Source organism: Caulobacter sp. UNC358MFTsu5.1 (genome assembly GCF_000712075.1).
Classification (GTDB): domain Bacteria; phylum Pseudomonadota; class Alphaproteobacteria; order Caulobacterales; family Caulobacteraceae; genus Caulobacter.
This window is the reverse complement of record NZ_JONW01000007.1, coordinates 35,314-61,623: the sequence shown is the minus strand read 5'-3', so window position 1 is coordinate 61,623 and position 26,310 is coordinate 35,314. Positions and strand designations below refer to the sequence as shown.

The window sequence follows — 26,310 nt, the reverse complement described above, 5'->3', positions numbered from 1 at the left end:
ATCTTATCGAGCGGGATCTTCGCGCCCCGCCATGAAGCGTATCAGAGCGTTGAAATCGTTCGGGGTGCAAGCGGCGCATTGCCCGCCGGCCGGCATGGCCTGGAAGCCCTGGACGGCGTGGTCCAGCAGTACGGCCTCACCCTGTTTCCAGCGCGGGTCCCAGGCCTTTCGGTCATGGACCAGCGGCGCGCCCGTGCCGGGGATCGCGTGGCAGGCCTTGCAGGACTCGCCGTACAGCGCCGCCAGCCGCGGATCGGCCGGCGCCAGCGCCAGGGCCTGGGCCGGCGTCGGCGCGGGCGGGACGGGCTGGGAACAGGCCGCCAGGCCCGCGGCCAGGACCAGGGCGGCCGGGATCCGCACTATTCGGCGACCCCGTTCAGGCGCTTGGCCGCGCTGACGGTGTTGGCCAGCAGCATGGCGATGGTCATCGGGCCCACGCCGCCCGGCACCGGGGTGATCGCCCCGGCCACGGCCTTGGCCTCGTCGAAGGCCACGTCGCCGACCAGGCGGGTCTTGCCGGCGGCCGCGGCGACCGGATCGCGCGACGGGAAGCGGGTGATGCCGACATCGATCACCACCGCGCCCGGCTTGATCCAGTCGCCCTTGACCATTTCGGGCCGGCCGACGGCGGCCACCAGGATGTCGGCCTCGCGGCAGATGCCCGGCAGGTCCTTGGAGCGCGAGTGGGCGATGGTGACGGTGCAGTCGGCCTGCAGCAGCAGCTGGGCCATCGGCTTGCCCATCAGGTTCGAGCGGCCGATCACCACCGCCCGCTTGCCCGACAGGTCGCCGACCACGTCCTTGAGCAGCACCATGCAGCCGGCCGGGGTGCACGAGGTCAGGGCCGGCAGGCCGCTGGCCAGGCGGCCGGCGTTGGTCACGGTCAGGCCGTCGACGTCCTTGTCGGGCGAGATCGCCGCGACGATGGCCGCCTGGCTCATGTGGTCGGGAACGGGGAACTGCACCAGCACGCCGTGGATGGCCGGATCGTCGTTCAGCCGTTCGACCAGCGACAGCAGCTCGGCCTGGCTGGTCTCGGCCGGCAGGCGGTGGGTCTCGGAATGCATGCCGGCGGCCAGGGTCTGCTCGCCCTTGCTGCGCACATAGACCTGGCTGGCGGGGTCTTCGCCGACCAGCACCACGGCCAGGCCCGGCGTCAGGCCGTGCTCGGCCTTCAGCCGCGCCACCTCGGCGGCGACGTCTTCGCGAAGCTTGGCCGCGAAGGCCTTGCCGTCGATGATTCTGGCTTCCGACATCGGCGTCTCCTGTTTGCGCGTGCCTAGCCTCTCGGTCGGTCACAAGCAATATGTGCGGACGCGCGTCAGAAGTCGCTTGAGCTTCGCCCAATCATGCTAGAGCCGAAGCATGGTCTCCGCGTCGTCTTCCCAGCGCGCCGACGTCGTCCTGGTGGGCGGCGGACTGGCCAACGGCCTGATCGCCCTGCGGCTGAAGAGCCTGCGGCCCCGGCTGCGCGTGATCCTGCTGGAACAGGGCCCGACCGTCGGCGGCGAGCACACCTGGTGCCACTTCGCCACCGACGTCGACGCGGTGGAGGCCGGCTGGCTGCGGCCCCTGATCGTCCATCGCTGGTCGGGTTACGAGGTCCGCTTTCCCGGCCACAGCCGGCAGTTGCCGACCGACTACCTGGCCATCACTTCCCAACGCCTGCACCAGACGGTGACCGCCGCCCTGGGCCAGGACGCCTGGCTGTCGGCCAAGGTGTCGGACGTCAATCCGCACCAGGTGACCCTGGCCGACGGCCGGACCATCGCGGCGGGGGCGGTGATCGACGGCCGCGGCCCGCGCAAGAGCCGCAGCCTGGCCCTGGGCTACCAGAAGTTCGTCGGCCAGGGCGTGCGCCTGTCCGCCCCGCACGGCCTGACCCGGCCGATCATCATGGACGCCACGGTCTCGCAGGAGGACGGCTACCGCTTCGTCTATGTCCTGCCCCTGGACGCCACGCGGCTGCTGATCGAGGACACCCGCTACAGCGACGGCCCGGCGCTGGACCGCCCCGCCCTGCGCCGGTCGATCGCCGCCTACGCCAAGGCCCAGGGCTGGACCATCGCCAAGGTCGAGCGCGAGGAGGACGGGGTCCTGCCCATCGCCCTTGGCGGCGACATCGACGCCTACTGGCGCGAGGCGCGGCCGCACATCGCCGAGGTGGGCCTGCGCGCGGCCCTGTTCCAGCCGACCACCGGCTATTCCCTGCCCGACGCCGCGCGCCTGGCCGAGACCATCGCCGCCCTGCCCCGCATCACCAGCGCCACCGTCCGCGCCTGCGTCGAGGCCCAGTCCAAGACCGTCTGGCGTCGGCGGCGCTTCCTGCGCCTGCTGAATCGCATGCTGTTCCGAGCGTGCGCGCCGGGGGATCGTTACAAGGTGCTCGAGCGCTTCTACCGTCTGTCGCCAGGCCTGATCCAACGCTTCTACGCCGCGCGCTTGAGCCGGTTCGACAAGGCCCGCATCCTGATCGGCAAGCCGCCGGTGCCGATCTCGGCGGCCATCAAATGCATCGGCGAGAGCTCGGTGTTCGGGGGACAAGACGCATGACAACGACGCCGAAGCCGAAGGCCGCCGTGATCGGCGCGGGGTTCGGGGGCCTGGCCCTGGCCGTCCGCCTGCAGTCCTCGGGCTTCGACGTCACCGTCTTCGAAGGGCGCGAGAAGCCCGGCGGCCGGGCCTATGTCTGGCACGACGAGGGCTTCACCTTCGACGCCGGCCCGACCGTGGTCACGGACCCGGACTGCTTGAAGGAACTGTTCGAACTCGGCGGCCGCCGGATCGAGGACTATGTCGAGCTGCTGCCGGTCGATCCGTTCTATCGGCTGGTCTGGGAGGACGGCGACGTCTTCGACTACGTCAACGACCAGGAAAAGCTCGACGCCCAGATCGCCAGGCGCAACCCCGCCGACGTCGAGGGCTACCGCCGCTTCCACGCCTATTCGGAGGAACTGTACCAGAAGGGCTATGTCGAGCTGGGCGCCGTGCCGTTCCTCGACTTCGGCAGCATGATCGCCTCGGCCCCGGCCCTGATGAAGCTGCAGGCCTGGCGCAGCGTCTATGACAAGGTCGCCGGCTTCGTGAAGGACGAGCACGTGCGCCAGGCGCTGTCGTTCCACAGCCTGCTGGTCGGCGGCAGCCCGTTCGCCACCTCGTCGATCTACGCCCTGATCCACGCCCTGGAGCGGCGCGGCGGCGTCTGGTTCCCGCGCGGCGGCACCCACGCCCTGATCCGGGCGCTGGTGAAGCTGCTGGAAGACCTGGGCGGGACGATCCACCTGGGCCAGCCGATCCGGAAGATCACCACCAAGGCCGGCCGCGTGACCGGCGTGATCCGCGCCGACGGCCAGTTCGAGGCCTTCGACGCCGTCGCCTCCAACGCCGACGTCATGCACACCTATCGGCGATTGCTCGCGGACGATCCAAGGGGCGCCAAGGTCGGCAAGGCCCTGGAGGCCAAGCGCTGGAGCCCGTCGCTGTTCGTGGTCTATTTCGGCCTGAAGACCACCCACCCCGAAATCCGCCACCACACCATCTGCTTCGGCAACCGCTATCGCGAGCTGATCGGCGAGATCTACGGCAAGGACGGCCTGGCCGACGACTTCTCGCTGTACCTGCACCACCCCACCGCTAGCGACCCGGCCATGGCCCCCGAGGGCTGCTCGGCCTTCTACGCCCTGTCGCCGGTGCCCAACCTGAAGACCGCGAACATCGACTGGTCGGTCGAGGGGCCCAAGTACCGCGACAAGATCCTGGCCTATCTGGAAAAGCACTACATTCCAGGACTTTCGGCCGATCTGGTCACCAGCCGGTTCATCACCCCGGACGACTTCGTCAAGGATCTGAACGCCTGGAAAGGCGCGGCCTTCTCGCTGGAGCCGATCCTGACCCAGAGCGCCTTCTTCCGCACCCACAACCGCGACGACGTGATCCCCAACCTCTATTTCGTCGGGGCCGGCACCCATCCGGGCGCGGGCATCCCGGGCGTCGTGGGATCGGCCAAGGCGACGGCGGGGCTGATGATCGACGACTACGTTGTCGAGGGGGAGACGCTGCCCGCATGAGCGACCTGGAGGCGAAAAGTCGGGAGGCCATCCAGAAGGGCAGCAAGAGCTTCGCCGCCGCCGCCGCCCTGTTCGACGCCCAGACCCGGGCCGACGCCGAGATGCTGTACGCCTGGTGCCGGCATTGCGACGACGTGATCGACGGCCAGACCCTGGGCCACGGCATGAGCCCGGTAGCCGACGCCCCGGCCCGGCTGGAAGCGCTCTACGCCCAGACCCGCGCGGCCATGGCGGGCCAGACGCCGACCGACCCGGTGTTCGCCGCCTTCCAGACCGTGGCCCTGCGGCGGGGCATCCCCGAGCGCTATGCCCTCGACATGATCGACGGCTTCGCCATGGACGTGGCCGGCCGCCGCTACAAGACGCTCGACGAACTGCTGGAATACTGCTGGGGCGTGGCCGGCGTGGTCGGGACCATGATGGCCCTGGTCATGGGGGTGAAGCCGGACGCCCTGCCCACCCTGCGCCGCGCCCAGGACCTGGGCCTGGCCTTCCAGCTGACCAACATCGCCCGCGACATCGTCGAGGACGCCCGCAACGGCCGGGTCTACGTGCCCGGCGATTGGCTGGCCGAGGCGGGCGTGCCCGAGGACGCGGTCGCCGATCCGGCCCACCGGGCCGCCGTGGCCGTCCTCGCCAAGCGCCTGGTCGACGCCGCCGAGCCCTACTACACCTCCGCCCGCTGGGGCCTGCGCGACCTGCCGCTGCGCTGCGCCTGGGCGATCGGCGCGGCCCGCGGGGTCTATCGCCAGATCGGCCTGGACGTCGTGAAGGCGGGCGACGCGGCCTGGGACGAGCGGGTCGTGGTCAGCGGCCGGATGAAGGCCTGGCGCGCGCTGGAAGGCGGCGTCATTGCGCTGAGGTCGGCGACGCTGGATCGTTGGGGCGAGGCGCCGGAGCGGCCGGCGCTGTGGTCGCGGATCTGAGCACCCGAACGCACCCACTTGCCCCCACCTGACCGCTTCGCGGTCTGTCCGCCCCATAGGGGCGGAGCGGCGCGGCTCTTCCCCCTATGGGGGAAGACGATCGCGAAGCGATCCGTAGGGGGCAAGCATTCGCCGCCCTGCGCCCTACTTCAACACCCCCCGCCGCGTCATCCACCACGCGTACCAGATGAAGAACGCCAGCAGCCCCGCGATGACGGCGCTGGTGATCGCCATCGACTGGCCCATGATCTTGCCGCCGTCCGTCAGGACATAGGTGTAGACCTGCATGAGCAGGAACGCCGCCAGCGACACGGCCAGGACCGGCCAGGCCAGCTTGTTGCGCAGCAGGATCAGCACCGAGCCCGCGAGGGCGCCGAACACTCCGACCGCCCAGTCCAGGGTCATCCAGGCCGGCATCTGCTGAAAGTGCTGGATCTGGGCCGGCGTCATGCCCGCGTTGGCCAGGTAGCTGGGCCCCTGCGCCAGGCTCATCACGAAGTCATAGACGCCGATGCTGTTGAATAGCACCGCCACGACGCCCACCAGCCACAGGTGCCAAGGCGTCCTGACCGTTGTCCCGGTCGTCGTTGTTTCCGTCATCGTCCCCTCCCCGGTTGTCGTTCTAGGCGTCGACACCTCTTTCGCGCAGCTTGGCCTTCAGCTCCCGCACCGGCCTGGCCAGCAGGAAGCCGAACGACACCGCCCCGTCCTTGGTGTGAACCGCGTGGTGGATGCGATGGGCCTGGATCAGCTGCTTCCAGTAGCGCGAGCGGCCCAGCGGGACCTTGAAGCGCTGATGCACCATACCGTCGTGGAACACGAAATAGATCGCGCCGTAGGCCGTGATCCCCAGGCCGATCGGCAACAGCCAGGGCGCGCCGTGCACGCCGAAATAGATGGCCACGATGGCCGGCGCGGCGAACACCACCGCGAATAGGTCGTTCAGCTCGAACCGGCCCGTGCGCGGCTCGTGGTGCGAGCGGTGCCAGGCCCATCCCCAGCCGTGCATCACATAGCGGTGCGTGACCCAGGCGAAGCCTTCCATGAAGGCCAGGGCCGCCAGGAACAGGGCCAGGTCCAGACCGAGGGTCGCCATCGTCGTCCCGTCTACCGCCGAAGCCGGCGCGCCAAGGTGTGCGCGACCACCAGGCCGAACAGCCCGACGACGGTCAGCACGCACCAGGCCTTATACACCCCGCCGATCCCGGCGTCGCGCCAGAGGATCGCCTGATAGGCCTCAATGGTCCAGGCGTGCGGCGTGAGCCAGCCCGCCGCCTGAAGCCAGGGCGGCATCAGGAAGCGCGGCACCATGCTGCCCCCGATGGCCGCTAGAACCAGGATCACGAAGGTCGACAGCATCTGGGCCTGTTCACGCGTGCGGCACAGCGAGACCAGCCCCAGGGCCACCCCCGCCGCACAGGCGCTGGCCGCCAGGGTGGTCGGCAACCACAGCGCCAGGTGCTGGACCACCGCCACGCCGTAGACGACCTGGGCGGTGGCGAAGATCAGCAGGGCCTGGACCAGCCCCTGGCCGACCAGGAACAGGAACTTGCCGCTGACCACCGGCCCCATGCCCGCCGTGCCGGCCAGCAGCCGGTCGGCCACGCCCGTGCTCTGCTCGTCCATCAGGCCCAGCGCCCCCTGCATGGCCGAGAACAGGGCGAACAGCATCATCACCGCACCGGCGTAGTAGGCGATCACCCCGCCGCCGGTCCTGGCGTCCTTGATCGCCTCGCGCTCGAAGAAACCGCCGTCGTCGTGGGTGGGCGTCTGGCGCATCAGGGCGGCGGCGCTGTCGGCGTTTTCGATCTGCTCGTCGGTGAAGCCGCCTAGGGCGGGCTCCAGCTGGGTGATCGTGCGGCGCAGGGTGACGTCCGGAAGGGCGTTGGCCAGCACCTGCTGCACGCGAGCCTGGGCCAAGGGGGCGGCGACGGCGCGGGCGGGATCGGCGACGATCAGGAACGGTTTCTCGGCCGAGGCCGGGTCGGCCCGGATCACCAGGCCGGCGTCGGCCAGGCCGGCCTTCACGCGCCGCCGCACCTCGCCGGCCGTCGGCGCCCGCTCGGCGCGGACCTCGGGCGAGGCCGCCAGCGCCGCCGCCAGCCGCCCCGAGTCCGGCGTGTGGGCGGTATCGGCCACCGCCAGCTTCAACTGGATGTCGTCGCCCGTCGTCCCTGCGAACACCGACGAGAAGATCAGGAACACCAGGGGCGGCAGCAGGAAGGTCATCAGCAGGGCGCCGCGGTCGCGCCAGAGGTCCAGCGCCATCACCCGCACCATGGCGGCGATCTTCCACAGCGGCTGCATCACGCGGCCAGCTTCCGGTCGGCCACCAGCGAGAACAGATTGGCCAGGGACGGTTCGCGCACCCGGATCTCGTGCGGCGTCAGACCCGCTTCGCGCAGCCCCTTGTCCAGCTTCGCCGCCGCTGCATAGCCGTCGGCGTCCAGCCGCGTCCAGACCGTCGACCGGCTGGTGCGTTCCAGCCCCTCGGCGGCCAGGCGGCCCTCGCCGGCGGCGTCGACCTCGTGGGCCAGGTGGACCTGGACCTCCATCCGCTCGCCGAACGCCTCGGCGATCAGGGCATGGGGCTCGCCTTCAAGCACCAGTCGCCCCTCGCGCAGGAAGCCGACGCGATCGGCCAGGGCGCCGGCCTGGTCCAGGTCGTGGGTGGTCATCAGCACCGCCACGCCCAGGTCGCGCAAGCCCCGGATCACCGCATCCACGGCCTCGCGGGCGTCCAGGTCCACGCCGACGGTCGGTTCGTCCAGGATCAGCAGACCGGGCTCGTGGACGATGGCGGCGGCGATGTTGGCCCGGCGCTTATAGCCGCCCGACAGGTGCTTGATCGGCACATGGGCGCGGTCGATCGTTCGGGTCAGCTCCAGGGCGCGGCGCACGGCGGCCGGCAGACCGGCGCGCGGCACGTCGGCCAGGGCGGCGAAGGTCTGGACGTTCTCCACCACCGTCAGGTTCGGGTAGAGGGCGATCTCCTGGGGAACCAGCCCCAGGCCGGACCGGGCGCCCGCTACGCGTGTAGGATCGAGCCCCTTGAGCAGGACCACGCCTTCGTCCGGCCGGATGCGCCCGCAGATGGCGCGGATCAGGGTGGTCTTGCCCGCGCCGTTGGGGCCCAGCAGCGCGTAGATTTCGCCGGGATGCAGCACCAGGTCGACGCCGCGCAGGACGGGCTTGCCGCCATAGGCGTGGACCGCGCCGCTGACCGTCAGGACCGGCGCGGCGACGGGCGGGTCCGACGAAACGGATGGGGGGGTCACGCCGCCGCCTTGCGCCGGGCGAAGAGGTCGCCGACGTAGCGGCCCAACAGCTCGCCGCGACCGATCGCGGCCAGGGCGTCGGAGGCCTTGGCCAGGTGTTCCTCCATGGCCTGGCGCGCGCCGGCCGGGCCCAGGGTCGAGACCACCGTCGCCATGGCGGCGTCCTTGCCGACGTCCTTGCCGGCCGCCTCGGGCGAGGCCTGGGCGTCGATCAGGTCGTCGCGGATCTGGAAAGCCAGGCCGATATGGCGGGCGAAGGCGCCCAGCGCCTCGATCGCCTCGTCCGGCGCGCCGGCGACGATCCCCCCGCCCTGGGCCGCGGCGACGATCAGCACGCCGGTCTTCTCGTGATTGAGGCGCTCCAGGACGGACGGGTCGCGCAGCTGGTCGCGGTCGAACAGGTCGCGCGCCTGGCCGGCGATCAGGCCCGAAAAGCCTACCGCCTGGGCCGCGCGGCCGGCCAGTTCGGCGCGCAGCGGAGCCGGCAGGCCCTGGTCGGCGGCGATCACCGCATAGGCGTGGTTCAGCAGGCCCACGCCGGCCAGGATCGCGGTGGCCTCGTCGAAGGCCCGGTGGATGGTCGGCAGGCCGCGCCGCAGCCCGGCGTCGTCCATCGACGGCAGGTCATCCAGGATCAGCGAGGCGGCGTGGATCATCTCCAGCGCGCAGCCCAGGTCCAGCGCCGCGCCCTCCGCCGCGCCGAATTCGGCGGCGGCCAGCAGGGTCACGATCGGGCGGAAGCGTTTGCCGGGAGCCAGGAGGCTGTAGCGCACCGCCTCGACCAGCCGGTCGGGCGCGGAGCCCAGGGGCGGCGCCAGTTCGGCCAGCCGCCGGTCGACCCCGGCGCGCAGGGCCTCGACTCTCTGGAGAAAGGCGGCGTGGTCGTCCATCTCGCGGGTCGCGACCGTTTGTCCACCCCGACGCGGGCGGAGGGCATTTGAGGGGCGCCCGCGAGGGCCGTCAACCTAAAGGTCTCCGCCCCAAAAACGAGGGGCGGGGCGAGGCGACGGTCAGCCCCGGCTGAAGCCGAAGAAGCGCTTGATGTCGGCTCGCTCGGCCGCCGTGCGCGCGTCCTGCGGATAGGCCTTGTCCTCGACCTGGCTGATCAGGCCGGTCTTCTCGAAAGCCGCCAGCACCGCATCGGCCAGCGGGATCTGCCCCACCGCGTCCAGGCCGCCCGCGATCTCGGACGGGGTCAGCTGGGCGGCGAAGCGGCCCTGCGCCTTGCCGGACCGGAACCGCACCGTCCCAGGGCCGGCCTTGCCGCTGCTCAGGGTGGTGTGGAAGCCGACTGCCGAGGTCTTCCTGCGGCACGAGAAGATCACCCCGACCACGTCGCTGTCGGGCAGGCCGTAGGCCAGGCGCTTCTCGTTGTAGGGCGTGGTGAAGGCGTTCCACTTCATCCCGTCGGGGGCGGCGGCGGGCTTCATCGCCAAGGGCGGCGCGGTCGTCGAGCACGCGCCCAGCACCGCCGCGCTGGCGACCAGCAACAGCCACAACCCCTTACGTTTCATGCCCTGTCCCCGTATCGGCCCGTCGCCGATCTAGCCTGTTTCGCGCCGGATGGCGATCCGCGCCGCCCCGGGAACCGCCCCATGGACGGGTCCGGCCCTGCAAGGCAGGGTGGAGCCAGCCGGCGAGCCGCGGCGTTCAGGAGTGATGTTCGCGATGTCCTTCAAAGCCCTTCCCGCCGGCCTCGCCCTCGTCGCCGCCCTGACCACCGCCCTGGTCGCCTGCGATCGCAAGCCCGCGCCGCCGCCCGCCGAGGCCCCGGCCGGATCGTCCCCCCCCGTCGCCGCCGCACCGGCCCCGATGGCGCGGCCCCTGGCCTTCGACCAGACGGACCCGGCGGCCAAGGTCGTCCTGCGCCTGCCCGCCGAGATCGCCAACTATCCCGCCCTGCACGCCCTGCTCTACGACCGCGAGGTGGCTGGGCTGCGGACCTTCGCCGCCAAGGCCCAGACCGACCAGAAGGCCTCGGACGGCAAGTTTCCGTGGCGGCCCTACAACCGCCAGGCCCAGTGGTTCCTGGCCGCCGACGCCGCGCCCCTGGTGGGCCTGCGCGCCCTGTGGTTCGAGGACACCGGCGGGGCCCATCCCAACCACGGCGCCTCGACCCTGATCTGGGACACGACGGCGAACCGGGAGATCCAGGCCAAGGCCCTGTTTCGCCCCGGCGCCGACATGGGCGTGCTCGACCGGGCCATCTGCGACGCCGTGGCCACGGCCAAGACCCATCGCGAGGGCGCCGTGCCGCTGAACGACATGTTCAGCTGCCCCAAGTGGAGCCAGACCGTGCTGGTCCTCGCCCCCTCGACCGAGCCCGGCAAGGTGGGCGGGCTGACGGCCCTGATCGACCCCTACGTGGTCGGCCCCTATTCGGAGGGCGACTACGAGGTCACCGTGCCGGCCGCGGCCTTCCAGGGCCTGCTGGCGCCCGCCTACGCCGGCGCGTTCGGCGGCGCGCCGAAGTCGCCGGGCAATCCCGACGGGACGCTCAGCGTAACGATGGACGTGGTGAAGTAGGGCGAGGAGCGCCCTACAGCGGGATGTTGTCGTGCTTTTTCCAGGGGTTGGACAGTTCCTTCCCCTTCAGGCTCTTCAGCGCCCGGACGATCCGCTTGCGGGTGCCGTGGGGCATGATCACGTCGTCGATATAGCCGCGGCTGGCGGCGACGAACGGGTTGGCGAAGCGGTCCTTGTACTCGGCCTCGCGGGCGGCCAGGGCCTCGGGGTCCTTGGCCTCCTGGCGGAAGATGATCTCGACCGCGCCCTTGGCGCCCATGACCGCGATCTCGGCGGTGGGCCAGGCGTAGTTGAAGTCGCCGCGCAGGTGCTTGGAGCTCATCACGTCATAGGCCCCGCCATAGGCCTTGCGGGTGATCAGGGTGATCTTCGGCACGGTGGCCTCGGCGTAGGCGAACAGCAGCTTGGCGCCGTGCTTGATCAGGCCGCCGTACTCCTGCTTGGTGCCCGGCATGAAGCCCGGGACGTCGACCAGGGTGATGATCGGGATGTTGAAGGCGTCGCAGAACCGCACGAAGCGGGCGGCCTTGCGGCTGCTGTCGATGTCCAGCACGCCCGCCAGCACCTGGGGCTGGTTGGCGACGATGCCGACGCTCTCGCCGTCCATGCGGGCGAAGCCGCAGACGATGTTCTTGGCCCACTCGCTGCTGATCTCGAAGAAGTCGGCCTCGTCGACGATCTTCAGGATCAGTTCCTTCATGTCGTAGGGCTTGCCCGGATCGCTGGGGATCAGGGTGTCCAGGCTGGGCTCGGCGCGATAGGCCTCGTCGAAGCTCTCGCGCTCGGGGGCCGGTTCGCGGTTCGACGAGGGTAGGAAGTCGATCAGGCGGCGCACCTGGGTCAGGGCCTCCAGGTCGTTCTCGAACGCGCCCTCGGCCACGCCCGACTTGGACGCGTGCACCCGCGCCCCGCCCAGCTCCTCGGCGGTGACCACCTCGTTGGTGACGGTCTTCACCACGTCCGGACCGGTGACGAACATGTAGCTCGTGTCCTTCACCATGAAGATGAAGTCGGTCATGGCGGGGCTGTAGACGTCGCCGCCGGCGCAGGGGCCCATGATCACGCTGATCTGCGGCACCACGCCCGAGGCCATGACGTTCTCGAGGAAGATGTCGGCGTAGCCGGCCAGGCTGTCGACGCCCTCCTGGATGCGCGCGCCGCCCGCGTCGAACAGGCCGATGATCGGCGCGCCCACCTTCATGGCCTGGCGCTGGACCTTGACGATCTTCTGGGCGTGGGTGTTCGAAAGCGAACCGCCGAACACCGTGAAATCCTTGGAGAAAAGGTAGACGACCTTACCGTTGATCGTACCCCAGCCGGTGACGACGCCGTCGCCGGGCACCTTCTGATCGGCCATGCCGAACTCGGTGGCGCGGTGCTCGACGAACATGTCGAACTCCTCGAACGAGCCTTCGTCCAGCAGCAGGTCGATCCGCTCGCGCGCGGTCAGCTTGCCCTTGGCGTGCTGGGCGGCCACGCGCTTCTCGCCGCCGCCGGCCCGGGCCTGGTCGCGACGACGATCGAGTTCCTCGAGAATGTGCTGCACGCGGACGCTCCCCTGCTCTCTCACTGGACCTTCACGGCCACCTTATGGGCCGAGCCGTAATGGCGCGAGCCCTCCATGGCAAGCCGTCCGTTACGGCGCCGCAGCAACGCTTGTGGAGCGGCTAAGTGCTTGAACGCCTTGGACGGGCCTAGCGGCGCAGGGCCGCGAACCAGCGCTCCAGCACCTGGGCCTCGACCGCCAGGGCCTCGGCGCGGGCGACCGCCTCGGCGTCCTGCCCCCAGGTCTCGGCCTGGAAGATCTCCTCCAGGCGCGACAGGTCCAGGGCCTTGCGGCCGGTGACCTTGCCGGCGCGCAACGCCAGGGCCAGGACGGTCGAGCCGAACAGGCCCGCGGCGTAGGCCACGCCCGCCAGGGTGAAGTCGTCCATGGTCAGGGCCAGGGCCTCGACGCTGGCCAGGGCGGCCGGCGGCTGCGGCGCGTGGATCACGCCGGCGGCGGGCTTCAGGTGCAGGTCCAGCTCGGCCTTGGCCCAGTCCAGCATGGCGCCCCAGTCGCGCTTCTGGCGCTCGACCAGCGGCGTGGGATGCTCGGCCCAGTAGCAGAGCAGGTCCGAGCCGGCGTAGGCCGCGACCTCCCGCGCCACCTCGGCCCGGGTCTCGCGGATGCGGTCGATGGCGGTGAAGGCCAGGCGCGTGGCGGGCATGACCGTGCTGTCGATGACCTCGACCTGGGCGTCCCACTCGACGGCGACCAGCTGCGCCAGGGCCAGGGTCGGCAGGACCAGCGGCGACTTAGCCGGCGACTTGGGCGTGCGGCCGTCCAGCAGCACGGCGAAGCCGCCCTCGCCGTCCTTGGCGGGTCCGGCCTCGGCGGCCTTGTAGAAGCGGCGGGGACGTTGCTGCAGGTCGGGCTTGTCGGCCAAGGCGGAACTTCTTTTCAATCCGGACATCAAAACATCGGTTTCGGCCTGTTGAATGATCAAACAACACGCCCGTGGCAAGGCCGAGCAGACGGGACCGGGCGGAGACGAGGGAGAGAAAACGGCGTGAGCCTGCCTTCCAACGACGTGATGGCGGCGCTGGCCGCGACCCGTTTCGGCCTGGGCGCCCGCCCCGGCGAGATCGACGCGGCCAAGAGCGACCCGCGCGGCTTCCTGACCGCACAGATCCGCCCCGAGGGCGCCGACCAGCCGCTGGGCGGCGAAGGCTCGGCCCAGCGGCTGGCCGAGGTCAGCGACTACCAGATGCAGAAGCGCGACGCCAAGACGGCGGGCGATCCCAAGACCCCCGCGGTCAAGGACGCCGACAAGGCCCTGCGCGACCAGGTCGGCGACGACTTCCTGGCCCGGGCGCGACTGGGCGCCAACACCGACGCCGGCTTCCGCGAGCGCTGGGCGCTGTTCTGGGCCAACCACTTCACCGTCTCGTCCACCAGCCTGGGCGTCGCCTCGGTCGCGGACCCGTTCGAGCGGGAGGCGATCCGCCCGCACGTGTTCGGCCGGTTCGAGGACCTGCTGGTGGCCTCGTCCACCCATCCGGCCATGCTGATGTACCTGGACCAGGCCCAGTCGGTCGGTCCCGACAGCAAGACGGCGCAGTACCGGCGCAAGACCGCCAACAAGGCCGGCGGACTGAACGAGAACCTGGCCCGCGAGATCATGGAGCTGCACACGGTCGGCGTCGGGGCGGGCTACAGCCAGGCCGACGTCACCGAGTTCGCCCGGGCCATGACCGGCTTCAGCGTCGGCCGCGCCCAGGATCCCAGCCCGCACCAGTTCCTGTTCCGCGCCAACGCCCACGAGCCGGGCGCGCGCACGGTGATGGGCAAGCGCTATCCGCAGGAGGGCCAGGCCCAGGCCCTGGCGGTGATGCGCGACCTGGCGGCCAGTCCCCACACCGCCCGTCACGTCTCGACCAAGCTGGCGGCCCACTTCGTCAGCGACACGCCCCCGCCCGCGCTGGTGGCCCGGCTGGAGAAGACCTACCTGGACACCGGCGGCCGCCTGGACGAGATGGCCCGCGCCCTGGTGGCCGCGCCCGAAGCCTGGGACCCCGCCCCCGCCAAGTTCAAGACGCCCTACGAGTTCGCGATCTCGACCTGGCGGGCCGTGGGCGCCGAGCCGTCGGCGATCGGCAAGCTGGCGCCGGTGCTGACGGGCCTGGGCCAGAAGCCGTTCTCGCCGCCCTCCCCCAAGGGCTGGGACGACCAGGCCCAGACCTGGTGCGCGCCGGACGCCCTGATCAAGCGCCTGCGCTTCAGCGAGGGCTTCGCGGCCGTCGTCGCCGACCGCCTCGACCCGAACGCCTTCGCCCAGTCCGCCCTCGGGGCGCGCCTGACGCCGCCGGTCGCCAAGGCCGTGGCCCGGGCCGAGACCCGCCGCGAGGCCATGGCCCTGCTCTTGATGAGTCCGGAGTTCCAACGCCGATGAACGCGCCCTTTTCTCCCCAGGTCTCCAGGCGTTCCCTGCTCCAGCGAGCCGCCGGCCTGGGCGTCACGGTCAGCTTCCTGGGCGGCTCGGCCTTCGCCGCCGCCGACGGGGCGATGGCCAAGCGCAAGATGGTGGTGATCATCTGCCGGGGCGGCATGGACGGCCTGACCGTCAGCCCGCCGGTCGGCGATCCCGACTACGCGGCCCTGCGCGGCGACGTGGCCGTGACGCCGGACAAGGCGCTGAAGCTGGACGGGACCTTCGGCCTGCATCCGGCCCTGGAGTCAGTGCACGCCCTGGCGCTGAAGGGCCAGGCCCGCATCGCCCCGGCCATCGCCAGCCCGGACCGCGCCCGCTCGCACTTCGAGGCCCAGGACGTGCTGGAGACCGGCGCGGCCCAGGTCTACGGCGTCAACACCGGCTGGCTGAACCGCACCCTGGAGGTCATGGGCCCGTCCAAGGTCGAGGCCCTGTCGGTGGGCGCCACCGCCCCGCTGATCCTGCGCGGCAAGGTCCAGGCCGCCAGCTGGTCGCCGGGCAAGGGCGTGGACGAGACCGCCCGCCTGCCCACCCTGCTTCAGGACCTCTACAAGGCCGATCCGATGATGGGCCGGGCCTTCGCGCGCGGTCTGGAGACCGAGGCCATGGCCCAGCAGGCGATGACCGCGCTCAACCCCGCGCCGACGCCGGTCTCGGCCGACGCGGCCTCGATGGCGCCCAAAGCCATGTGGCAGAACGCGGTGAACACCTCGACGGCGACGCCGCAGGGGATGGCCCCGCCGGCCATGGCTTCCGGCCCCCAGGCCATCGCCGCCCAGCGCCAGGGCCGCGAGGCCGCGCGCCAGCTGGGTTCGACCCTGGCCGGCTTCATGACCCAGCCCGGCGGCCCGCGCATCGCCGCCATCTCGCTGGACGGCTGGGACACCCACGCCGGCCAGGTCGGCCAGTTGAACACCCGCCTTTCGTATCTGGACGCCGTGCTTGACGGGCTGAACACCGGCCTGGGCGCGGAATGGAGCAACACCGTCGTGGTGGCCGCCACCGAGTTCGGCCGCACCGCCCGGGTCAACGGCACCGGCGGCACCGACCACGGCACGGGCTCGACCGCCCTGGTGCTAGGCGGCGGCCTCAAGACGGGCGGCATCATCGGCGACTGGCCGACCCTGAAACAGGAGGCCCTGTTCGAGAACCGCGACGTGCGCCCCACCCTCGACATGCGCGGCCTGTTCAAGGGCGTGCTGGCCGAGCACATGGGCGTCGACCGCGCGGCCCTGGAAAGCAAGGTCTTCCCCGACAGCGCGGACGCCAAGACGGTGACGGGGCTGGTCTAGACGACCGCCATCGGCCGCCGCCTCAGGGCGCCGACTTGATATGGTCGATGAAGGCCCGGAGCTTGGGCGTCATCTGCCGCTTGCCCGGATGGTACAGGAACACGCCCGGCGTCGTGACCACGAGGTCGTCGAGCACGGACTCCAGCTTCCCTTCCGTGATGGCCTTGCGCGCCAGGGGTCCAGGGACCTGAGCCAGGCCCGCGCCCTGGATCGCCGCGCCGATCAGCGTGGGATAGTCGTGCGCGATCAGCGGCCCCGAAACGGCCGCCTCGACCGTCTCGCCGCCGTCGACGAACGTCCAGTGGGCGATCGCGCCGTTCGAGCGGCGCAAGCGCAGGCAGGCATGGCCCCGAAGGTCGTCCACGCCCCGCGGCCGCCCATGCCGGGCCAGATAGTCAGGGCTGGCGACGACCAGGAAGGGCAGCGGCGGCGTCAACCGCACCGCCACCATGTCGGGCGCGATGAACTGGCCAAAGCGCATCCCGGCGTCGAATCCGCCGGCCGCCAGGTCGACCATCTCCTCGCTGGCGACGATCTCCAGCTCGACCTCCGGATAGGCCCTGGCGAACGAAGCGATCACCGGCTCGAGGAGCAGCGGCACGACGCCCCGGGGCACCGAAAGGCGCAGCAGCCCCGTCGGACGCCGCCCCAGGTCGCGCACGACCTCGCCGGCCGCGACCAGTTCCGCGAAGGCGGGTCCGGCGCGGTCGAGGAACCTCTGGCCGGCCTCGGTCAGGCCCACGCTGCGGGTGGTGCGCGTGAAGAGCGCCGCGCCCAGTCGCGCTTCCAGGCCGCGCACCGCCTGGCTGACGGCGGACGGCGTCACGCCCAGCTCCGCGGCGGCCCGCCGGAAGCTGAGGCTCCTGGCGATCGCGAGGAAGGTTTCGACCCCTTCCAGCGCCCCTTGTCGGACTGTGTAGTTCTGCTTCATGGACCATTCGTATTATATCGAATAGTCCGATGACAGCCCCGGACCTAGACACGTCGCCTCACCCTTCTGGGAGGCCGTCATGCCGACAAACCTGATCTTCCTGACCCAGCTCGTCCTCGGCTACGTCGCCTGGGGCCTTTGCTTCGCGGCCTATGGCCTGCCCAGGCTGAGGGCGATGGACCGCGTGCAGGCCCACCGCGCCGTCGCGGCCCTGCACAGCTTCCGCTTCTTCGGACTGGTCTTCATCCTTCCCGGGGTGGTCGGCCCCGACCTGCCCGCCGGCTTCGCCGCAGCCGCCGCCTATGGCGACTTCGCCGCGGGCCTGCTGGCCATCCTGGCCCTGCTGACGGTCAGGATCCGGCCGCTCTTCTGGACGTTCGTGGTCGGCTTCAACCTGGTGGGCGCCGCCGACTTCATCGCCGACTACGCGCACGCCATCCAGGGCGGCCTTCCCGAGCACGCGGGCGCCCTCGGCGCCGCCTATGCGATCCCGATCCTCTACGTGCCCCTGCTGATGATCACCCATGGCGTCGCGCTCTACGGCCTGGCGCGGGGCTGGCCCAAGGGCGCGGGCGCGGAAGCCGCGATCCAGGCGGGCGCCCCTACCCCGCCGCGTTCAGCTTCTTCTCGACCGCCTCGACCAGTTCCTTGACGTCCTGGTGCTTGCCGTTCTTGAACGCGATGCGCGTGCCGACCTTCAGCGGCCCCGCCAGCGGGCCGTCGGCGGGCACGGGCGCGAAGCTCAGCACCTCGCCCGTATTGATCGAAACCGGCGTGTCGTCCGGGCGGGTGAAGCTGACGAAGGCCATGAAAGTCGATCCCTCAAGGTTGAGAGACCAGCTTTCCACAGCCCAGAGCCGCACTCAAGCCGTCTAGAGCACGCTCTAGGCGCCTTGGCTTGACGCGCTTTCTTCACGCGAACCGGTGTCCACTTCGCTCGAAAGCGCTCTAGCGGCGCTTTGTCTGCCGCCGGGCGAACGGATCGTACTCGGCCTCGTCCTCCGAGAAGCCGAACTTGGCGAAGCCGGCCTTCATCTCGGGGCTGAGCGGCGCCTCGATGGCCAGGGTCCCGACGGTCGGGTGCGGCAGCACGATCGAGCGGGCGTGCAATTGCAGCTTCAGCCCCTCCGACAGCGGCGCGGACTTGTCGTCGCTGTACTTGGGGTCGCCCAGGATCGGGTGGCCGATGGCCTTCATGTGGGCGCGCAACTGGTGGGTGCGGCCGGTGTGCGGGCGCAGCGCCATCCAGGTGACGCGCGGACCGGCGCGGCTGATCGAGACGAATTCCGTCTCGGCCGGCTGGGCGTCCGGGTCCTTGGGCTCGGCCGGCACCACCAGTTCGCGATCGCCCACGCCGCGCTTGGCGAGATGCAGCTCGATCACACCCTCGGTGGGGTGCGGGTTGCCCGCGACGATGGCCCAGTAGGTCTTCTGCGCCTTGCGCTTGGCGAACGCTCCCGACAGACGCGCGGCCGCCGCCGGGGTCTTGCCCAGCAGCAGGACGCCCGAGGTGTCGCGGTCCAGGCGGTGGACCAGCTTGGGCCGGTCGACGCCCTCGCCCCAGGCGCTGAGCAGCTTGTCGATGTGGTGGGTGGTCTTGGTGCCGCCCTGCACGGCCAGGCCCGCCGGCTTGTTCAGGGCCAGGACCTCTTCGTCCTCGTACAGCACCAGCGAGCGGGCGAAGGCGATGTCGCGCGGCGACAGCTTGCCCTTCTCGGACGGATCGGGGGCGTCGGGCAGCGGCGGCACGCGGATCTGGCTGCCGGCCGCCAGCTTGGTGTCGGCCTTGGCGCGCGAGCCGTCGACCCGCACCTGGCCGGAGCGGAACAGCTTGTTGAGCTGGATATGGTTCAGGTGCGGCCAGCGGCGCTTGAACCAGCGGTCCAGGCGGACGCCGTCTTCGCCGGCGTCCACATAAAGCGTGCGAACTTCTTTCATGCGGAAAAGATCCTGCGGGCGATCAAGAGGCCCGCGAAAAGGGCCGCCACGGACAGGATCACGCTGGCGGTCGTGTAGGTGAAGGCCTGGCCGTAGGCGCGCTTCTCGATCATCAGCGCGGTCTCCAGCGAAAAGGCCGAAAAGGTGGTGAAGCCGCCCATGACGCCGACGCCGATCAGGACGCGCCAGTGTTCCTGTTGCTCGCCGCCCTTGAGGGCCAGCCAGGCGGCCAGGAGCCCCATCAGCAGCCCGCCCGTCAGATTGACGATGAAGGTGCCGTAGGGCCAGTTCGATCCGAACAGGCGCAAGGCCTGCACGCCCACCAGGTAGCGGGCCGCGGAGCCGAAGGCGCCCCCGACGGCGACGAGGAGGAGCTTGGTCATCGCGCCCTTATGCGCCGGGCGACCGCGAACGCCAAGCCGGGCCGCCGATCGCGCGCCCGGACGGCGGCGGTGATTGCCACGATATGCAGCTCAAGGTAGTATCATTCATCATCAGGGAGACGACCCATGCCCCGTCGCACGATCGTCTTAACCCTGCGATGTCCCGCCGGCGCGCCCGGTCGGCGGCGCAATCGTCGCGTCGATAGGACGCAAGCCCTTTCGCGGCTGGCAACTCGAAACGACGCTCGAATAACGATAGAAAGCCCGTGGAACGTGCAATTTAACGTTTAAGCCCCTTACGGTAACCTCGTTTGAAAACCGTGTTCCTGCACCGACCGTTAAGGCTGTAAAGGCATCCTATGGTCTCCTCCCGCGTCAAGGCCAACATGCCCTTCGATTCGAGCCATAGCGACGACCGGAACGAGCATCTGGCTCTCAGCGGACCCGTGCTCCAAAGGCTGGCGGGGTCGGAGCTGATCGCGCGCGGCTCGGTCAACATCATCAGCGTCAAGGCGATCCGCCGCTGGGCCGGCGACTGGTGGGACAAGAAGCGCGTCGACGTCTGGACCTATGTCGAGCGCAAGCTGGCCGAACACCTGGACCGCAGCGACCTGCGCGCCCGGATCGGCGAGGAAGACTTCCTGATCGCCATGAACAACGACCAGGGCCTGGCGGCCCAGGCGACCAGCGTGCGCATCCTGGAAGACGTGCTGACCCACCTGCTGGGCGCGGCCGAGCCGAGCGACCTGGGCGTGCGGTCGGTGATCGGCGTCGAGGCCGGCGGCGTCGTCTGCCGCCCCGTCGACGCCTCGGTGATCCTGGCCGCCCGCGCCCGCCGCGACTCGACTCGCTCGCCCATCCGCTTCGAGATCGATCCGCTGGAAGAGACCCGGCGCACGCCCGTGGCCTTCACCACCGCCGGCGGCGCGGCCCTGCGCGTCGACTTCACGCTGGAGCACGTGATCAATCTCAAGCGCAACGTCGCCACGGCGGTGCGCATCGAGCCGGTCGTCACCCACCTGGGTTCAGGCAAGCAGATCAGCGCCCGCGCGGTCTCGCGCCTGCCCGACCGCGACGCCGCCTTCATCGACGAGGCGGCCCTCAAGTACGCCGCCGTCTTCGCCCGCGCCTCGCAGGGCCACGACCGCCCGGACCTGATCGTGCCGGCCTCGTTCCGCACCCTGGGCACCCAGCGCGGACGCGACATGCTGACCGGCACCTCGGGCCTGTCGCTGGCGCTGCTGCGCGGCGGGATCATGATGGAGCTGGTCGACGTCACCCGCGGCACGCCCGCCGGTCGCCTGCTGGAAGTGGTGGGCCTGCTCAAGGCCCTGACGCGCGGCGTGATCGCCCGCGTGCCGCCCGAAAAGGAAGCGCTGCGCGTGCTGCGCGACGCCCGCCTGGCCGGCCTGACCCTGGACGCCAGCGACCTGGCCGGTCCGGCCGAGAAGATCGCCGCCGACATCATGGCCTTCGGCCGCGACGCCCGGGGCCTGGCTCCCATGGTGACCCTGCAAGGCCTTCCGGCCGAGGGCTATTTCGCCGCCGCCGAGACCGCGGGCCTGACCCACGCGGCCCTGCGCGCGTCGAACCCCATCGCCACGGCGACCAAGAAGGCGGCCGGTTAAGCCACCCGGCTAGACCGCCGCGCGGCCTTCCCCGACCGTCCGGACAATGGCGCGGGCGTCATAGACGTCGGCGTCGCGGGGCGGTTGCCCTCGACCGAACACCACCTCCATCGAACTCGTGATCGACGGCTTGGGGCCGAGGTTGAAGGTCGTCCCGACGCCCAGGCCCACCGAGCTGCCGCCGCCGTGACGGCCGTAGTCGTAGCTGCTGGTGCCGCCGCCGACCGACAGGGTGGAGCCGCTGTTCGACCCGTTCTGCTGGGTCATGCGGTCGGCCACCCGGAACCAGTCATAGCCGTCGCGCAGGGCCAGTTCGGCCGAGCGCAGCAGCACGTAGTCCGAGACCTGGTTGACCGAGGCCCCGGGATTGCCCTGGAAGGTGACCCGGTAGCGGCCGTTCTCGAGGCGATATTCCGAATAGCCGGCGCCGTGCGCGGCGGTCTGCGGCGCATACACCGTCGGCGTCGTGGTGCAGGCGGTCAGCAGGGCGGCTGAAAAAGCGAGGGCGAGCAGACGTTTCATGGCGGAATCTCCTGCCAGGCTTAACGAGTCTCCGGGCGTCCCTGTTCCGGGACAGCCCCCTTGGGGACTTCGAGGCCAAGCTTACCCAGAACCGCGCGCATGTCGTCCGGAATCGGCGCGCTGATCCGGCGCTCGCCGCCCTCGGGATGGGGGAAGACCAGGCTGGCGGCGTGCAGCATCAGCCGCGGCACGGGCGTCCCGCCCAGCATCAGCGCCCCGCCATAGCGGCTGTCGCCGGCGATCGGGCGGCCGATCGAGGCCATGTGGACCCGCAACTGGTGCATGCGGCCCGTGTCGGGGCTCAGCTCGACCAGGGCCGCGCCGTCCACCGCCGCCAGGGTGCGATAGCGGCTGCGGGCCGTCTCGGCGTCGGGATGGGCGGCCGCGCAGACCCGCATATAGGCCTCACGCCCGATCGACTCCCGGCGCAGCGGGCTGTCGATCTGGCCGCCGCGCGGCTCGGGCGCGCCCGGCGTGACGATGGCCAGGTAGGTCTTGCGGAACCGCTTGCCCATCAGGGCCTTGCCCAGGAAGGTCGCCGCCGGCTTGGTGCGGGCGGTCAGGATCACGCCCGAGGTGTCGCGGTCCAGCCGATGGATCAGGCGCGGCCGGGGCCGGTCCCGCCGCGCCAGGGCCCACAGCAGGTCGTCCAGCGTATGGGCCTGGATGCGCCCGCCCTGGCTGGACAGGCCGGCCGGCTTGTTGAGCACGAACACGCTGTCGTCCTCGTGGATCACCAGCGACCGGGTGAAGGCGATCTCCTCCGGCGTCAGGGCGATCGGGGTGTCGGACGCCTTGGGCTTGGCGACGCCGGGCGGACGCCTGGGAGGCCTGTCGGGCGGCTTGCTCATGCGACGCCCTCCCCCTTCGGCGCGATCCACAGGGCCCGGCCGTTCAGGAACAGCCACAGCAGCAGCAGCCCGGCCGGGGCCAGGGCCCAGCCTCCGCGCGAGGCGAAGCTGGTGATCAGGAACACCGCGAAGGCCAGCGGCAGGGCGTAGAAGGTGTTGGCCAGGATCGCGGGCCAGTGCGGCGGACGCGTGAAGACCAGCAGCGGCCCGCTGGCCCGGCGACGAAAGACCAGGGGCGGCAGGACCAGCAGCAAGGTCACCGTCGCGATCGGGATCATGGCCACCAGCGCCCCGGCCAGCGGGATTTCCAGGGCGTCCGACCATTCCGGCAGTTGCTCGCGATAGAACTGGTGCAGCGGATCGGCCGCCAGACCCGCCAGGGTGGCCAGCAGGGCCAGCACGGTCACGCCGATCACGACCAGGGCGCTCTTCTGCGCGCGCAGCAGCCGCGCCCCGAAGCGCATGGCCAGGCCCGCGACGATCGCCGCGCAGACGCCCAGGCTGAGACAGGCGTAGGCGATGTCGGCGTACAGCCATTTACGCGTCGCGTACTGGGTCTGCAGGGCGGCGAACCGGGCGGTGGCCGCCTTGAACGTCTCGGCGTCGGGCTGGCTGAAATACAGGGTGGCGCGCAGGCGTTGCAGCTCGGCGAAATAGGCGTTGGAGTCGCTGTGCCACGGCGTCGCCGCCGCCAGTCCCAGCAGGACGCTTCCCGCCAGCAGCAGGACCAGGGCGACGACGGCGGTCACGCGGACCGCGGGGGTGAGCTTCACTTGCCGTCTCTCCGCAGGCGGTTCCAGGCGTCGAGCCGTTCCTTGACCTTGGCCTCGGCGCCGATCGGCTTGGGCTCGTACAGCGTCTGCCGCTCCATGCCGTCGGGCCAGTAGTTCTGGCCCGAGACCCCGCCCTCGACGTCGTGGTCGTAAGCGTAGCCGTCGCCATAGCCAAGGGTCTTCATCAGCTTGGTCGGGGCGTTGAGGATGTGGGCCGGCGGCGACAGGCTGCCGGTCTCCTTGGCCAGGCGCCGGGCGGCCTTGTAGGCGTTGTAGACCGCGTTGGACTTGGGGGCGCTGGCCATGTGGACCACGCACTGGGCCAGGGCCAGCTCGCCCTCGGGACTGCCCAGGAAGTCGTAGGCGTCCTTGGCGGCCGTGGTTAGCAGCAGGCTCAGGGGATCGGCCGCGCCGATGTCCTCGGCGGCCATGCGCACCAGGCGGCGGGCGATGAACAGCGGGTCCTCGCCGCCCTCCAGCATCCGCGCCAGCCAGTACAGCGCCGCGTCCGGATCGCTGCCGCGCACCGACTTATGCAGGGCCGAGATCAGGTTGTAGTGCTCCTCCCGGTTCTTGTCGTAGGCCGGGCGGCGCTTCTGCAGGAACTGGGTCAGCTGGGTGGGGTTCAGCGGCGTGTCCGTGCCGATGGCCAGCAGGGTCTCGGTCAGGGTCAGCAGGTAGCGGCCGTCGCCGTCGGCCATGGCGATCAGCGTCGAACGCGCCTCCTCGTCCAGCGGCAGCTTGCGGTTCTCGGCGGTCTCGGCCTTGACCAGCAGGGCCTCCAGCGCCTCCTCGTCCAACCGCTTGAGCACGAAGACCTGGCAGCGCGACAGCAAGGCTCCGTTCAGCTCGAACGACGGGTTCTCGGTCGTGGCGCCCACCAGGGTGACGATCCCCTCCTCCACGAACGGCAGGAAGCCGTCCTGCTGGGCGCGGTTGAAGCGGTGGATCTCGTCGACGAACAGCAGGGTCGACTGGCCGGCCTGGCGGCGCATGCGCGCCTGCTCGAAGGCCTTCTTCAGGTCGGCCACGCCCGAGAACACCGCCGAGATTTGCATGAATTCGTAGCCGCCGGCCTTGGCCAGCAGGCGGGCGATAGTGGTCTTGCCGGTGCCGGGCGGGCCCCACAGGATCATCGAGGCCAGGCGCTTGGCCGCGGCCATGCGGCCGATGGGCCCCTCGGGACCCAGCAGATGCTCCTGGCCCACCACCTCCTCGAGGGTCTGGGGACGCAGGCGGTCGGCCAGCGGCGACGGCGCATGGGGCGTCAGGCCGGCGGCTTGGAAAAGATCGGACATGGGCTAGGTTTACTTAATCGCGGAGGGAACCACCATGACCAACGAAGGCGATCCCACACGGGCCCCGGAGTCCGGCGTCATCCCCTACATTTCCGTGGTCGGCGGCAAGGCGGCCGTGGACTTCTACAAGCGGGCCTTCGGCGCCGAGGAGACCTTCCGCAACATCGCCGACGACGGCGAGCGGCTGCTGCATTCCCGGATGATCATCAACGGCGACTGGGTGATGCTGTCGGACCATTTCAGCGAAATGGCCCACGGCGACTACAGGCCGCCGGCCGCCGTGACCCTGCACCTGCAGGTCGACGACGCCGACGCCTGGTGGAGCCGGGCCGTCGAGGCCGGCGCGACCGTCGTCTTCCCGCTGGCCGACCAGTTCTGGGGCGACCGCTACGGCCAGCTCCGCGACCCGTTCGGCCACACCTGGTCCATCGCCTCGAGGATCAAGGCCTAGGCCCGCAGCCGCGCCGTGATCCGCTGGCCGTTGCGCTCGATCGTCACCGTCCAGCTCGCCGCGGCGGTGTTGGACACGGCCGCCAGGTCGGCGGTGGTGTTGATCGTCTTGCCGTTGACCTCGCGGACGAAGTCGCCGGGGCGCAGGCCGGCGTTCAGGGCGAAGCCCTGGCCGATCTTGGTGACCAGCACGCCGCGTCCCGCGAACGGATCGACGCCCAGGTCCTGGGCCACGGCGGGCGACAGGTTGACCACCGTGGCGCCGTCGAACGGGTTGCGGCCCTTCAGCACGCGCTCGTCCTTGGCCGGGGTCTCGGGAGCCGCCTCGGCCCGCAGGGTCAGGGTCTGTTCCTTGCCGTTGCGGTTGATCAGCACCGAGACCCGGTCGCCGACCTTGTGGGTGCCGATGGCGAAGGCGCCGCCGCCCTCGTCGTTCACCGCCTGGCCGTCGATCGACAGGATCACGTCGCCGTCGCGGATGCCGGCCCGCTCGGCCGAGCCGCCGGGATAGACGTCCGAGATCACCACGCCGCGCGGGGCCGACAGGCCGAGGCTCCGGGCGATGTCGCCGGTCACCGGCTGGCCCTTCACGCCCAGCCAGGGCCGCACCACGCTGTGGCCGCCGCCCAGGGCCGCGTTGACCACCTGGCGGACCACCGAGGCAGGGATCGCGAAGCCGACGCCGGCCGAGGAGCCCGAGCGCGAAATGATGAAGGTGTTGATGCCGATCAGGTCGCCGTCCATGTCGACCAGCGGACCGCCGGAATTGCCCGGATTGATCGAGGCGTCGGTCTGGATGTAGCTGCCGAACTCGGCGGCGCCGACGTCGGTGCGGGCCAGGGCCGAGACGATGCCGTTGGTCACGGTCTGGCCCACGCCGAACGGGTTGCCCAGGGCCAGGACCAGGTCGCCGACCTCCAGCTGCTCCTGGTCGTCGATGGCGATCACCGGCAGGCGCTCGCCCTTGGTGTCGATCTTCAGCACCGCCAGGTCCGAGCGCGGGTCGTCCAGCAGCACGGTGGCCGGGAACTCCCGGCGGTCGGCCAGTTGGACGGTGATGTCGCTCATGTTCTCGATGTTGTGGTGATTGGTGATGATCACCCCGTCGGCGCGGACGATGGCGCCGGACCCCAGAGAACCTTGCACCTGGTCGCGGGTGGCCCCGCCGCCGCCGCCCATGAAGAAGTCCCAGAACGGATCGACCCGCTGACGCACCACGCGCTTGCTGGCCACGTTGACGATGGCCGGGGCGGCCTTCTTCACCACCGGCGCGAACGAGGCCTTCATCGACATCGGGTCGGAGGGCGCGCGCCGGGTCGGCTGGGCCAGGTCCGGGATCGACTGGGCCTTCGAGGGCCCTTGCGGCGAGCAGGCGGCCAGCAGGGCCAGGACGGGAAGCACGGCGCGATAGGATCGCATGATTGTTAGGCGACTCCGTGGAATTCGGCCCGGAAGATCAGCCGAGCTTTCGGG

28 protein-coding genes are annotated in these 26,310 nt (G+C 70.7%); 9 read left to right on the top strand and 19 right to left on the bottom strand.

The genetic code is table 11. The annotated features are described in order from the left end of the window. Positions 1–3 precede the first annotated feature (3 nt). Both BR39_RS0113040 and folD read right to left on the bottom strand, forming a co-directional pair. Positions 4–360 carry a cytochrome c5 family protein gene (locus BR39_RS0113040; RefSeq protein ID WP_029912452.1) on the bottom strand — a complete coding sequence of 119 codons (357 nt, stop codon included), beginning with the start codon at positions 358–360 and terminating at the stop codon, positions 4–6. After that, on the bottom strand, positions 360–1,256 hold the full coding sequence (folD, locus tag BR39_RS0113035; protein WP_029912449.1) for a bifunctional methylenetetrahydrofolate dehydrogenase/methenyltetrahydrofolate cyclohydrolase FolD: 897 nt from the start codon (positions 1,254–1,256) through the stop codon (positions 360–362). Before folD ends, BR39_RS0113040 begins: the two co-directional genes overlap by 1 nt. 109 nt (positions 1,257–1,365) lie before the next feature. On the opposite strand from folD, the gene crtY reads away from it, so the two are divergent. From crtY to BR39_RS0113020, 3 genes are read left to right on the top strand one after another with little or no spacing between them, the layout of a single operon-like run. Further along, a complete protein-coding gene (crtY, locus tag BR39_RS0113030; RefSeq protein ID WP_029912448.1) occupies positions 1,366–2,553 on the top strand; it encodes a lycopene beta-cyclase CrtY in 1,188 nt (395 codons plus the stop codon). Then, positions 2,550–4,067, top strand: a complete 1,518-nt coding sequence (locus tag BR39_RS0113025) for a phytoene desaturase (RefSeq protein WP_029912445.1) — start codon at positions 2,550–2,552, stop codon at positions 4,065–4,067. The genes crtY and BR39_RS0113025 overlap by 4 nt, the downstream gene beginning before the upstream one ends. Beyond that, positions 4,064–4,993, top strand: coding sequence for a phytoene/squalene synthase family protein (locus BR39_RS0113020; RefSeq protein WP_029912442.1), 930 nt, complete (start codon positions 4,064–4,066; stop codon positions 4,991–4,993). The genes BR39_RS0113025 and BR39_RS0113020 overlap by 4 nt, the downstream gene beginning before the upstream one ends. Positions 4,994–5,137: 144 nt before the next feature. Here the strand turns inward: BR39_RS0113020 and BR39_RS0113015 are convergent, their stop codons facing one another. The 6 genes from BR39_RS0113015 to BR39_RS0112990 form a co-directional block, all read right to left on the bottom strand. Then, the gene (locus tag BR39_RS0113015) at positions 5,138–5,593 is read right to left on the bottom strand and encodes a hypothetical protein (RefSeq protein WP_029912438.1); all 456 of its coding nucleotides are present in this window, start codon (positions 5,591–5,593) and stop codon (positions 5,138–5,140) included. A gap of 22 nt (positions 5,594–5,615) precedes the next feature. Beyond that, entirely contained in the window at positions 5,616–6,089 is a 474-nt protein-coding gene (locus tag BR39_RS0113010) for a sterol desaturase family protein (protein WP_029912435.1), read from the bottom strand. Positions 6,090–6,100: 11 nt separating this feature from the next. After that, positions 6,101–7,300, bottom strand: coding sequence for an ABC transporter permease (locus BR39_RS0113005; protein ID WP_029912431.1), 1,200 nt, complete (start codon positions 7,298–7,300; stop codon positions 6,101–6,103). Then, the gene (locus tag BR39_RS0113000) at positions 7,300–8,271 is read right to left on the bottom strand and encodes an ABC transporter ATP-binding protein (RefSeq protein WP_029912428.1); all 972 of its coding nucleotides are present in this window, start codon (positions 8,269–8,271) and stop codon (positions 7,300–7,302) included. The genes BR39_RS0113005 and BR39_RS0113000 overlap by 1 nt, the downstream gene beginning before the upstream one ends. After that, entirely contained in the window at positions 8,268–9,161 is an 894-nt protein-coding gene (locus BR39_RS0112995) for a polyprenyl synthetase family protein (protein WP_029912426.1), read from the bottom strand. Before BR39_RS0112995 ends, BR39_RS0113000 begins: the two co-directional genes overlap by 4 nt. A 120-nt stretch (positions 9,162–9,281) precedes the next feature. Beyond that, a complete protein-coding gene (locus BR39_RS0112990; RefSeq protein ID WP_156035764.1) occupies positions 9,282–9,785 on the bottom strand; it encodes a hypothetical protein in 504 nt (167 codons plus the stop codon). Between the two features lie 154 nt (positions 9,786–9,939). Between BR39_RS0112990 and BR39_RS0112985 the strand changes: the two genes are divergently transcribed. Beyond that, complete coding sequence (locus BR39_RS0112985; protein ID WP_029912420.1) at positions 9,940–10,797, top strand: RsiV family protein; 858 nt, start codon at positions 9,940–9,942, stop codon at positions 10,795–10,797. A 13-nt stretch (positions 10,798–10,810) separates the two neighbouring features. Here the strand turns inward: BR39_RS0112985 and BR39_RS0112980 are convergent, their stop codons facing one another. Together BR39_RS0112980 and BR39_RS0112975 are read right to left on the bottom strand one after the other, a co-directional pair. Beyond that, complete coding sequence (locus BR39_RS0112980; protein WP_029912417.1) at positions 10,811–12,343, bottom strand: acyl-CoA carboxylase subunit beta; 1,533 nt, start codon at positions 12,341–12,343, stop codon at positions 10,811–10,813. A gap of 148 nt (positions 12,344–12,491) precedes the next feature. Beyond that, positions 12,492–13,226 (bottom strand): ATP12 family chaperone protein, encoded by a 735-nt coding sequence (locus BR39_RS0112975; RefSeq protein ID WP_029912415.1) that lies wholly within the window; start codon positions 13,224–13,226, stop codon positions 12,492–12,494. Between the two features lie 147 nt (positions 13,227–13,373). Between BR39_RS0112975 and BR39_RS0112970 the strand changes: the two genes are divergently transcribed. Both BR39_RS0112970 and BR39_RS0112965 read left to right on the top strand, forming a co-directional pair. Continuing rightward, a complete protein-coding gene (locus BR39_RS0112970) occupies positions 13,374–14,732 on the top strand; it encodes a DUF1800 family protein (RefSeq protein WP_029912411.1) in 1,359 nt (452 codons plus the stop codon). Continuing rightward, on the top strand, positions 14,729–16,063 hold the full coding sequence (locus BR39_RS0112965; RefSeq protein WP_029912408.1) for a DUF1501 domain-containing protein: 1,335 nt from the start codon (positions 14,729–14,731) through the stop codon (positions 16,061–16,063). Before BR39_RS0112970 ends, BR39_RS0112965 begins: the two co-directional genes overlap by 4 nt. Positions 16,064–16,085: 22 nt before the next feature. On the opposite strand, the gene BR39_RS0112960 is transcribed toward BR39_RS0112965, so the two are convergent. Continuing rightward, complete coding sequence (locus tag BR39_RS0112960; protein ID WP_029912405.1) at positions 16,086–16,994, bottom strand: LysR family transcriptional regulator; 909 nt, start codon at positions 16,992–16,994, stop codon at positions 16,086–16,088. 79 nt (positions 16,995–17,073) lie between these two features. On the opposite strand from BR39_RS0112960, the gene BR39_RS0112955 reads away from it, so the two are divergent. Beyond that, the gene (locus BR39_RS0112955) at positions 17,074–17,646 is read left to right on the top strand and encodes a hypothetical protein (RefSeq protein WP_051695619.1); all 573 of its coding nucleotides are present in this window, start codon (positions 17,074–17,076) and stop codon (positions 17,644–17,646) included. Here the strand turns inward: BR39_RS0112955 and BR39_RS0112950 are convergent. The 3 genes from BR39_RS0112950 to crcB form a co-directional block, all read right to left on the bottom strand. Then, positions 17,597–17,803, bottom strand: coding sequence for a hypothetical protein (locus BR39_RS0112950; protein WP_029912397.1), 207 nt, complete (start codon positions 17,801–17,803; stop codon positions 17,597–17,599). The genes BR39_RS0112955 and BR39_RS0112950 overlap by 50 nt on opposite strands. A gap of 139 nt (positions 17,804–17,942) precedes the next feature. Beyond that, positions 17,943–18,932, bottom strand: coding sequence for an RluA family pseudouridine synthase (locus BR39_RS0112945; RefSeq protein WP_029912394.1), 990 nt, complete (start codon positions 18,930–18,932; stop codon positions 17,943–17,945). Beyond that, the gene (crcB, locus tag BR39_RS0112940; RefSeq protein WP_029912391.1) at positions 18,929–19,315 is read right to left on the bottom strand and encodes a fluoride efflux transporter CrcB; all 387 of its coding nucleotides are present in this window, start codon (positions 19,313–19,315) and stop codon (positions 18,929–18,931) included. Before crcB ends, BR39_RS0112945 begins: the two co-directional genes overlap by 4 nt. A gap of 386 nt (positions 19,316–19,701) precedes the next feature. On the opposite strand from crcB, the gene BR39_RS0112935 reads away from it, so the two are divergent. Then, positions 19,702–20,943: a hypothetical protein gene (locus BR39_RS0112935; protein ID WP_029912388.1), complete on the top strand. Its 1,242-nt coding sequence runs from the start codon at positions 19,702–19,704 to the stop codon at positions 20,941–20,943. 9 nt (positions 20,944–20,952) lie between these two features. Here BR39_RS0112935 and BR39_RS0112930 read toward each other — a convergent pair whose 3' ends face one another. From BR39_RS0112930 to BR39_RS0112915, 4 genes are read right to left on the bottom strand one after another with little or no spacing between them, the layout of a single operon-like run. After that, a complete protein-coding gene (locus BR39_RS0112930; RefSeq protein ID WP_029912386.1) occupies positions 20,953–21,465 on the bottom strand; it encodes a hypothetical protein in 513 nt (170 codons plus the stop codon). Positions 21,466–21,485: 20 nt separating this feature from the next. After that, positions 21,486–22,316 (bottom strand): RluA family pseudouridine synthase, encoded by an 831-nt coding sequence (locus BR39_RS0112925; protein WP_051695617.1) that lies wholly within the window; start codon positions 22,314–22,316, stop codon positions 21,486–21,488. Further along, positions 22,313–23,089 carry a hypothetical protein gene (locus BR39_RS0112920; RefSeq protein ID WP_029912382.1) on the bottom strand — a complete coding sequence of 259 codons (777 nt, stop codon included), beginning with the start codon at positions 23,087–23,089 and terminating at the stop codon, positions 22,313–22,315. The genes BR39_RS0112925 and BR39_RS0112920 overlap by 4 nt, the downstream gene beginning before the upstream one ends. Beyond that, entirely contained in the window at positions 23,086–24,387 is a 1,302-nt protein-coding gene (locus BR39_RS0112915) for a replication-associated recombination protein A (RefSeq protein WP_029912379.1), read from the bottom strand. The genes BR39_RS0112920 and BR39_RS0112915 overlap by 4 nt, the downstream gene beginning before the upstream one ends. A gap of 34 nt (positions 24,388–24,421) precedes the next feature. Here BR39_RS0112915 and BR39_RS0112910 point away from each other — a divergent pair, with 34 nt between their 5' ends. Continuing rightward, on the top strand, positions 24,422–24,838 hold the full coding sequence (locus BR39_RS0112910) for a VOC family protein (RefSeq protein ID WP_029912376.1): 417 nt from the start codon (positions 24,422–24,424) through the stop codon (positions 24,836–24,838). Here BR39_RS0112910 and BR39_RS0112905 read toward each other — a convergent pair. Further along, positions 24,835–26,256 carry a DegQ family serine endoprotease gene (locus tag BR39_RS0112905; RefSeq protein ID WP_029912374.1) on the bottom strand — a complete coding sequence of 474 codons (1,422 nt, stop codon included), beginning with the start codon at positions 26,254–26,256 and terminating at the stop codon, positions 24,835–24,837. The two genes, BR39_RS0112910 and BR39_RS0112905, sit on opposite strands and share 4 nt — an antisense overlap. Between the last annotated feature and the right edge of the window lie 54 nt (positions 26,257–26,310).

Coding starts and splice junctions, on each gene's coding strand:
- folD (WP_029912449.1), bottom strand. CDS start 1,256: ATGTCGGAAGCCAGAATCATCGACGGCAAGGCCTTCGCGGCCAAGCTT.
- crtY (WP_029912448.1), top strand. CDS start 1,366: ATGGTCTCCGCGTCGTCTTCCCAGCGCGCCGACGTCGTCCTGGTGGGC.
- BR39_RS0113025 (WP_029912445.1), top strand. CDS start 2,550: ATGACAACGACGCCGAAGCCGAAGGCCGCCGTGATCGGCGCGGGGTTC.
- BR39_RS0113020 (WP_029912442.1), top strand. CDS start 4,064: ATGAGCGACCTGGAGGCGAAAAGTCGGGAGGCCATCCAGAAGGGCAGC.
- BR39_RS0113015 (WP_029912438.1), bottom strand. CDS start 5,593: ATGACGGAAACAACGACGACCGGGACAACGGTCAGGACGCCTTGGCAC.
- BR39_RS0113010 (WP_029912435.1), bottom strand. CDS start 6,089: ATGGCGACCCTCGGTCTGGACCTGGCCCTGTTCCTGGCGGCCCTGGCC.
- BR39_RS0113005 (WP_029912431.1), bottom strand. CDS start 7,300: ATGCAGCCGCTGTGGAAGATCGCCGCCATGGTGCGGGTGATGGCGCTG.
- BR39_RS0112995 (WP_029912426.1), bottom strand. CDS start 9,161: ATGGACGACCACGCCGCCTTTCTCCAGAGAGTCGAGGCCCTGCGCGCC.
- BR39_RS0112990 (WP_156035764.1), bottom strand. CDS start 9,785: ATGAAACGTAAGGGGTTGTGGCTGTTGCTGGTCGCCAGCGCGGCGGTG.
- BR39_RS0112985 (WP_029912420.1), top strand. CDS start 9,940: ATGTCCTTCAAAGCCCTTCCCGCCGGCCTCGCCCTCGTCGCCGCCCTG.
- BR39_RS0112970 (WP_029912411.1), top strand. CDS start 13,374: ATGGCGGCGCTGGCCGCGACCCGTTTCGGCCTGGGCGCCCGCCCCGGC.
- BR39_RS0112965 (WP_029912408.1), top strand. CDS start 14,729: ATGAACGCGCCCTTTTCTCCCCAGGTCTCCAGGCGTTCCCTGCTCCAG.
- BR39_RS0112960 (WP_029912405.1), bottom strand. CDS start 16,994: ATGAAGCAGAACTACACAGTCCGACAAGGGGCGCTGGAAGGGGTCGAA.
- BR39_RS0112955 (WP_051695619.1), top strand. CDS start 17,074: ATGCCGACAAACCTGATCTTCCTGACCCAGCTCGTCCTCGGCTACGTC.
- BR39_RS0112950 (WP_029912397.1), bottom strand. CDS start 17,803: ATGGCCTTCGTCAGCTTCACCCGCCCGGACGACACGCCGGTTTCGATC.
- BR39_RS0112945 (WP_029912394.1), bottom strand. CDS start 18,932: ATGAAAGAAGTTCGCACGCTTTATGTGGACGCCGGCGAAGACGGCGTC.
- crcB (WP_029912391.1), bottom strand. CDS start 19,315: ATGACCAAGCTCCTCCTCGTCGCCGTCGGGGGCGCCTTCGGCTCCGCG.
- BR39_RS0112935 (WP_029912388.1), top strand. CDS start 19,702: ATGCCCTTCGATTCGAGCCATAGCGACGACCGGAACGAGCATCTGGCT.
- BR39_RS0112930 (WP_029912386.1), bottom strand. CDS start 21,465: ATGAAACGTCTGCTCGCCCTCGCTTTTTCAGCCGCCCTGCTGACCGCC.
- BR39_RS0112925 (WP_051695617.1), bottom strand. CDS start 22,316: ATGAGCAAGCCGCCCGACAGGCCTCCCAGGCGTCCGCCCGGCGTCGCC.
- BR39_RS0112915 (WP_029912379.1), bottom strand. CDS start 24,387: ATGTCCGATCTTTTCCAAGCCGCCGGCCTGACGCCCCATGCGCCGTCG.
- BR39_RS0112910 (WP_029912376.1), top strand. CDS start 24,422: ATGACCAACGAAGGCGATCCCACACGGGCCCCGGAGTCCGGCGTCATC.
- BR39_RS0112905 (WP_029912374.1), bottom strand. CDS start 26,256: ATGCGATCCTATCGCGCCGTGCTTCCCGTCCTGGCCCTGCTGGCCGCC.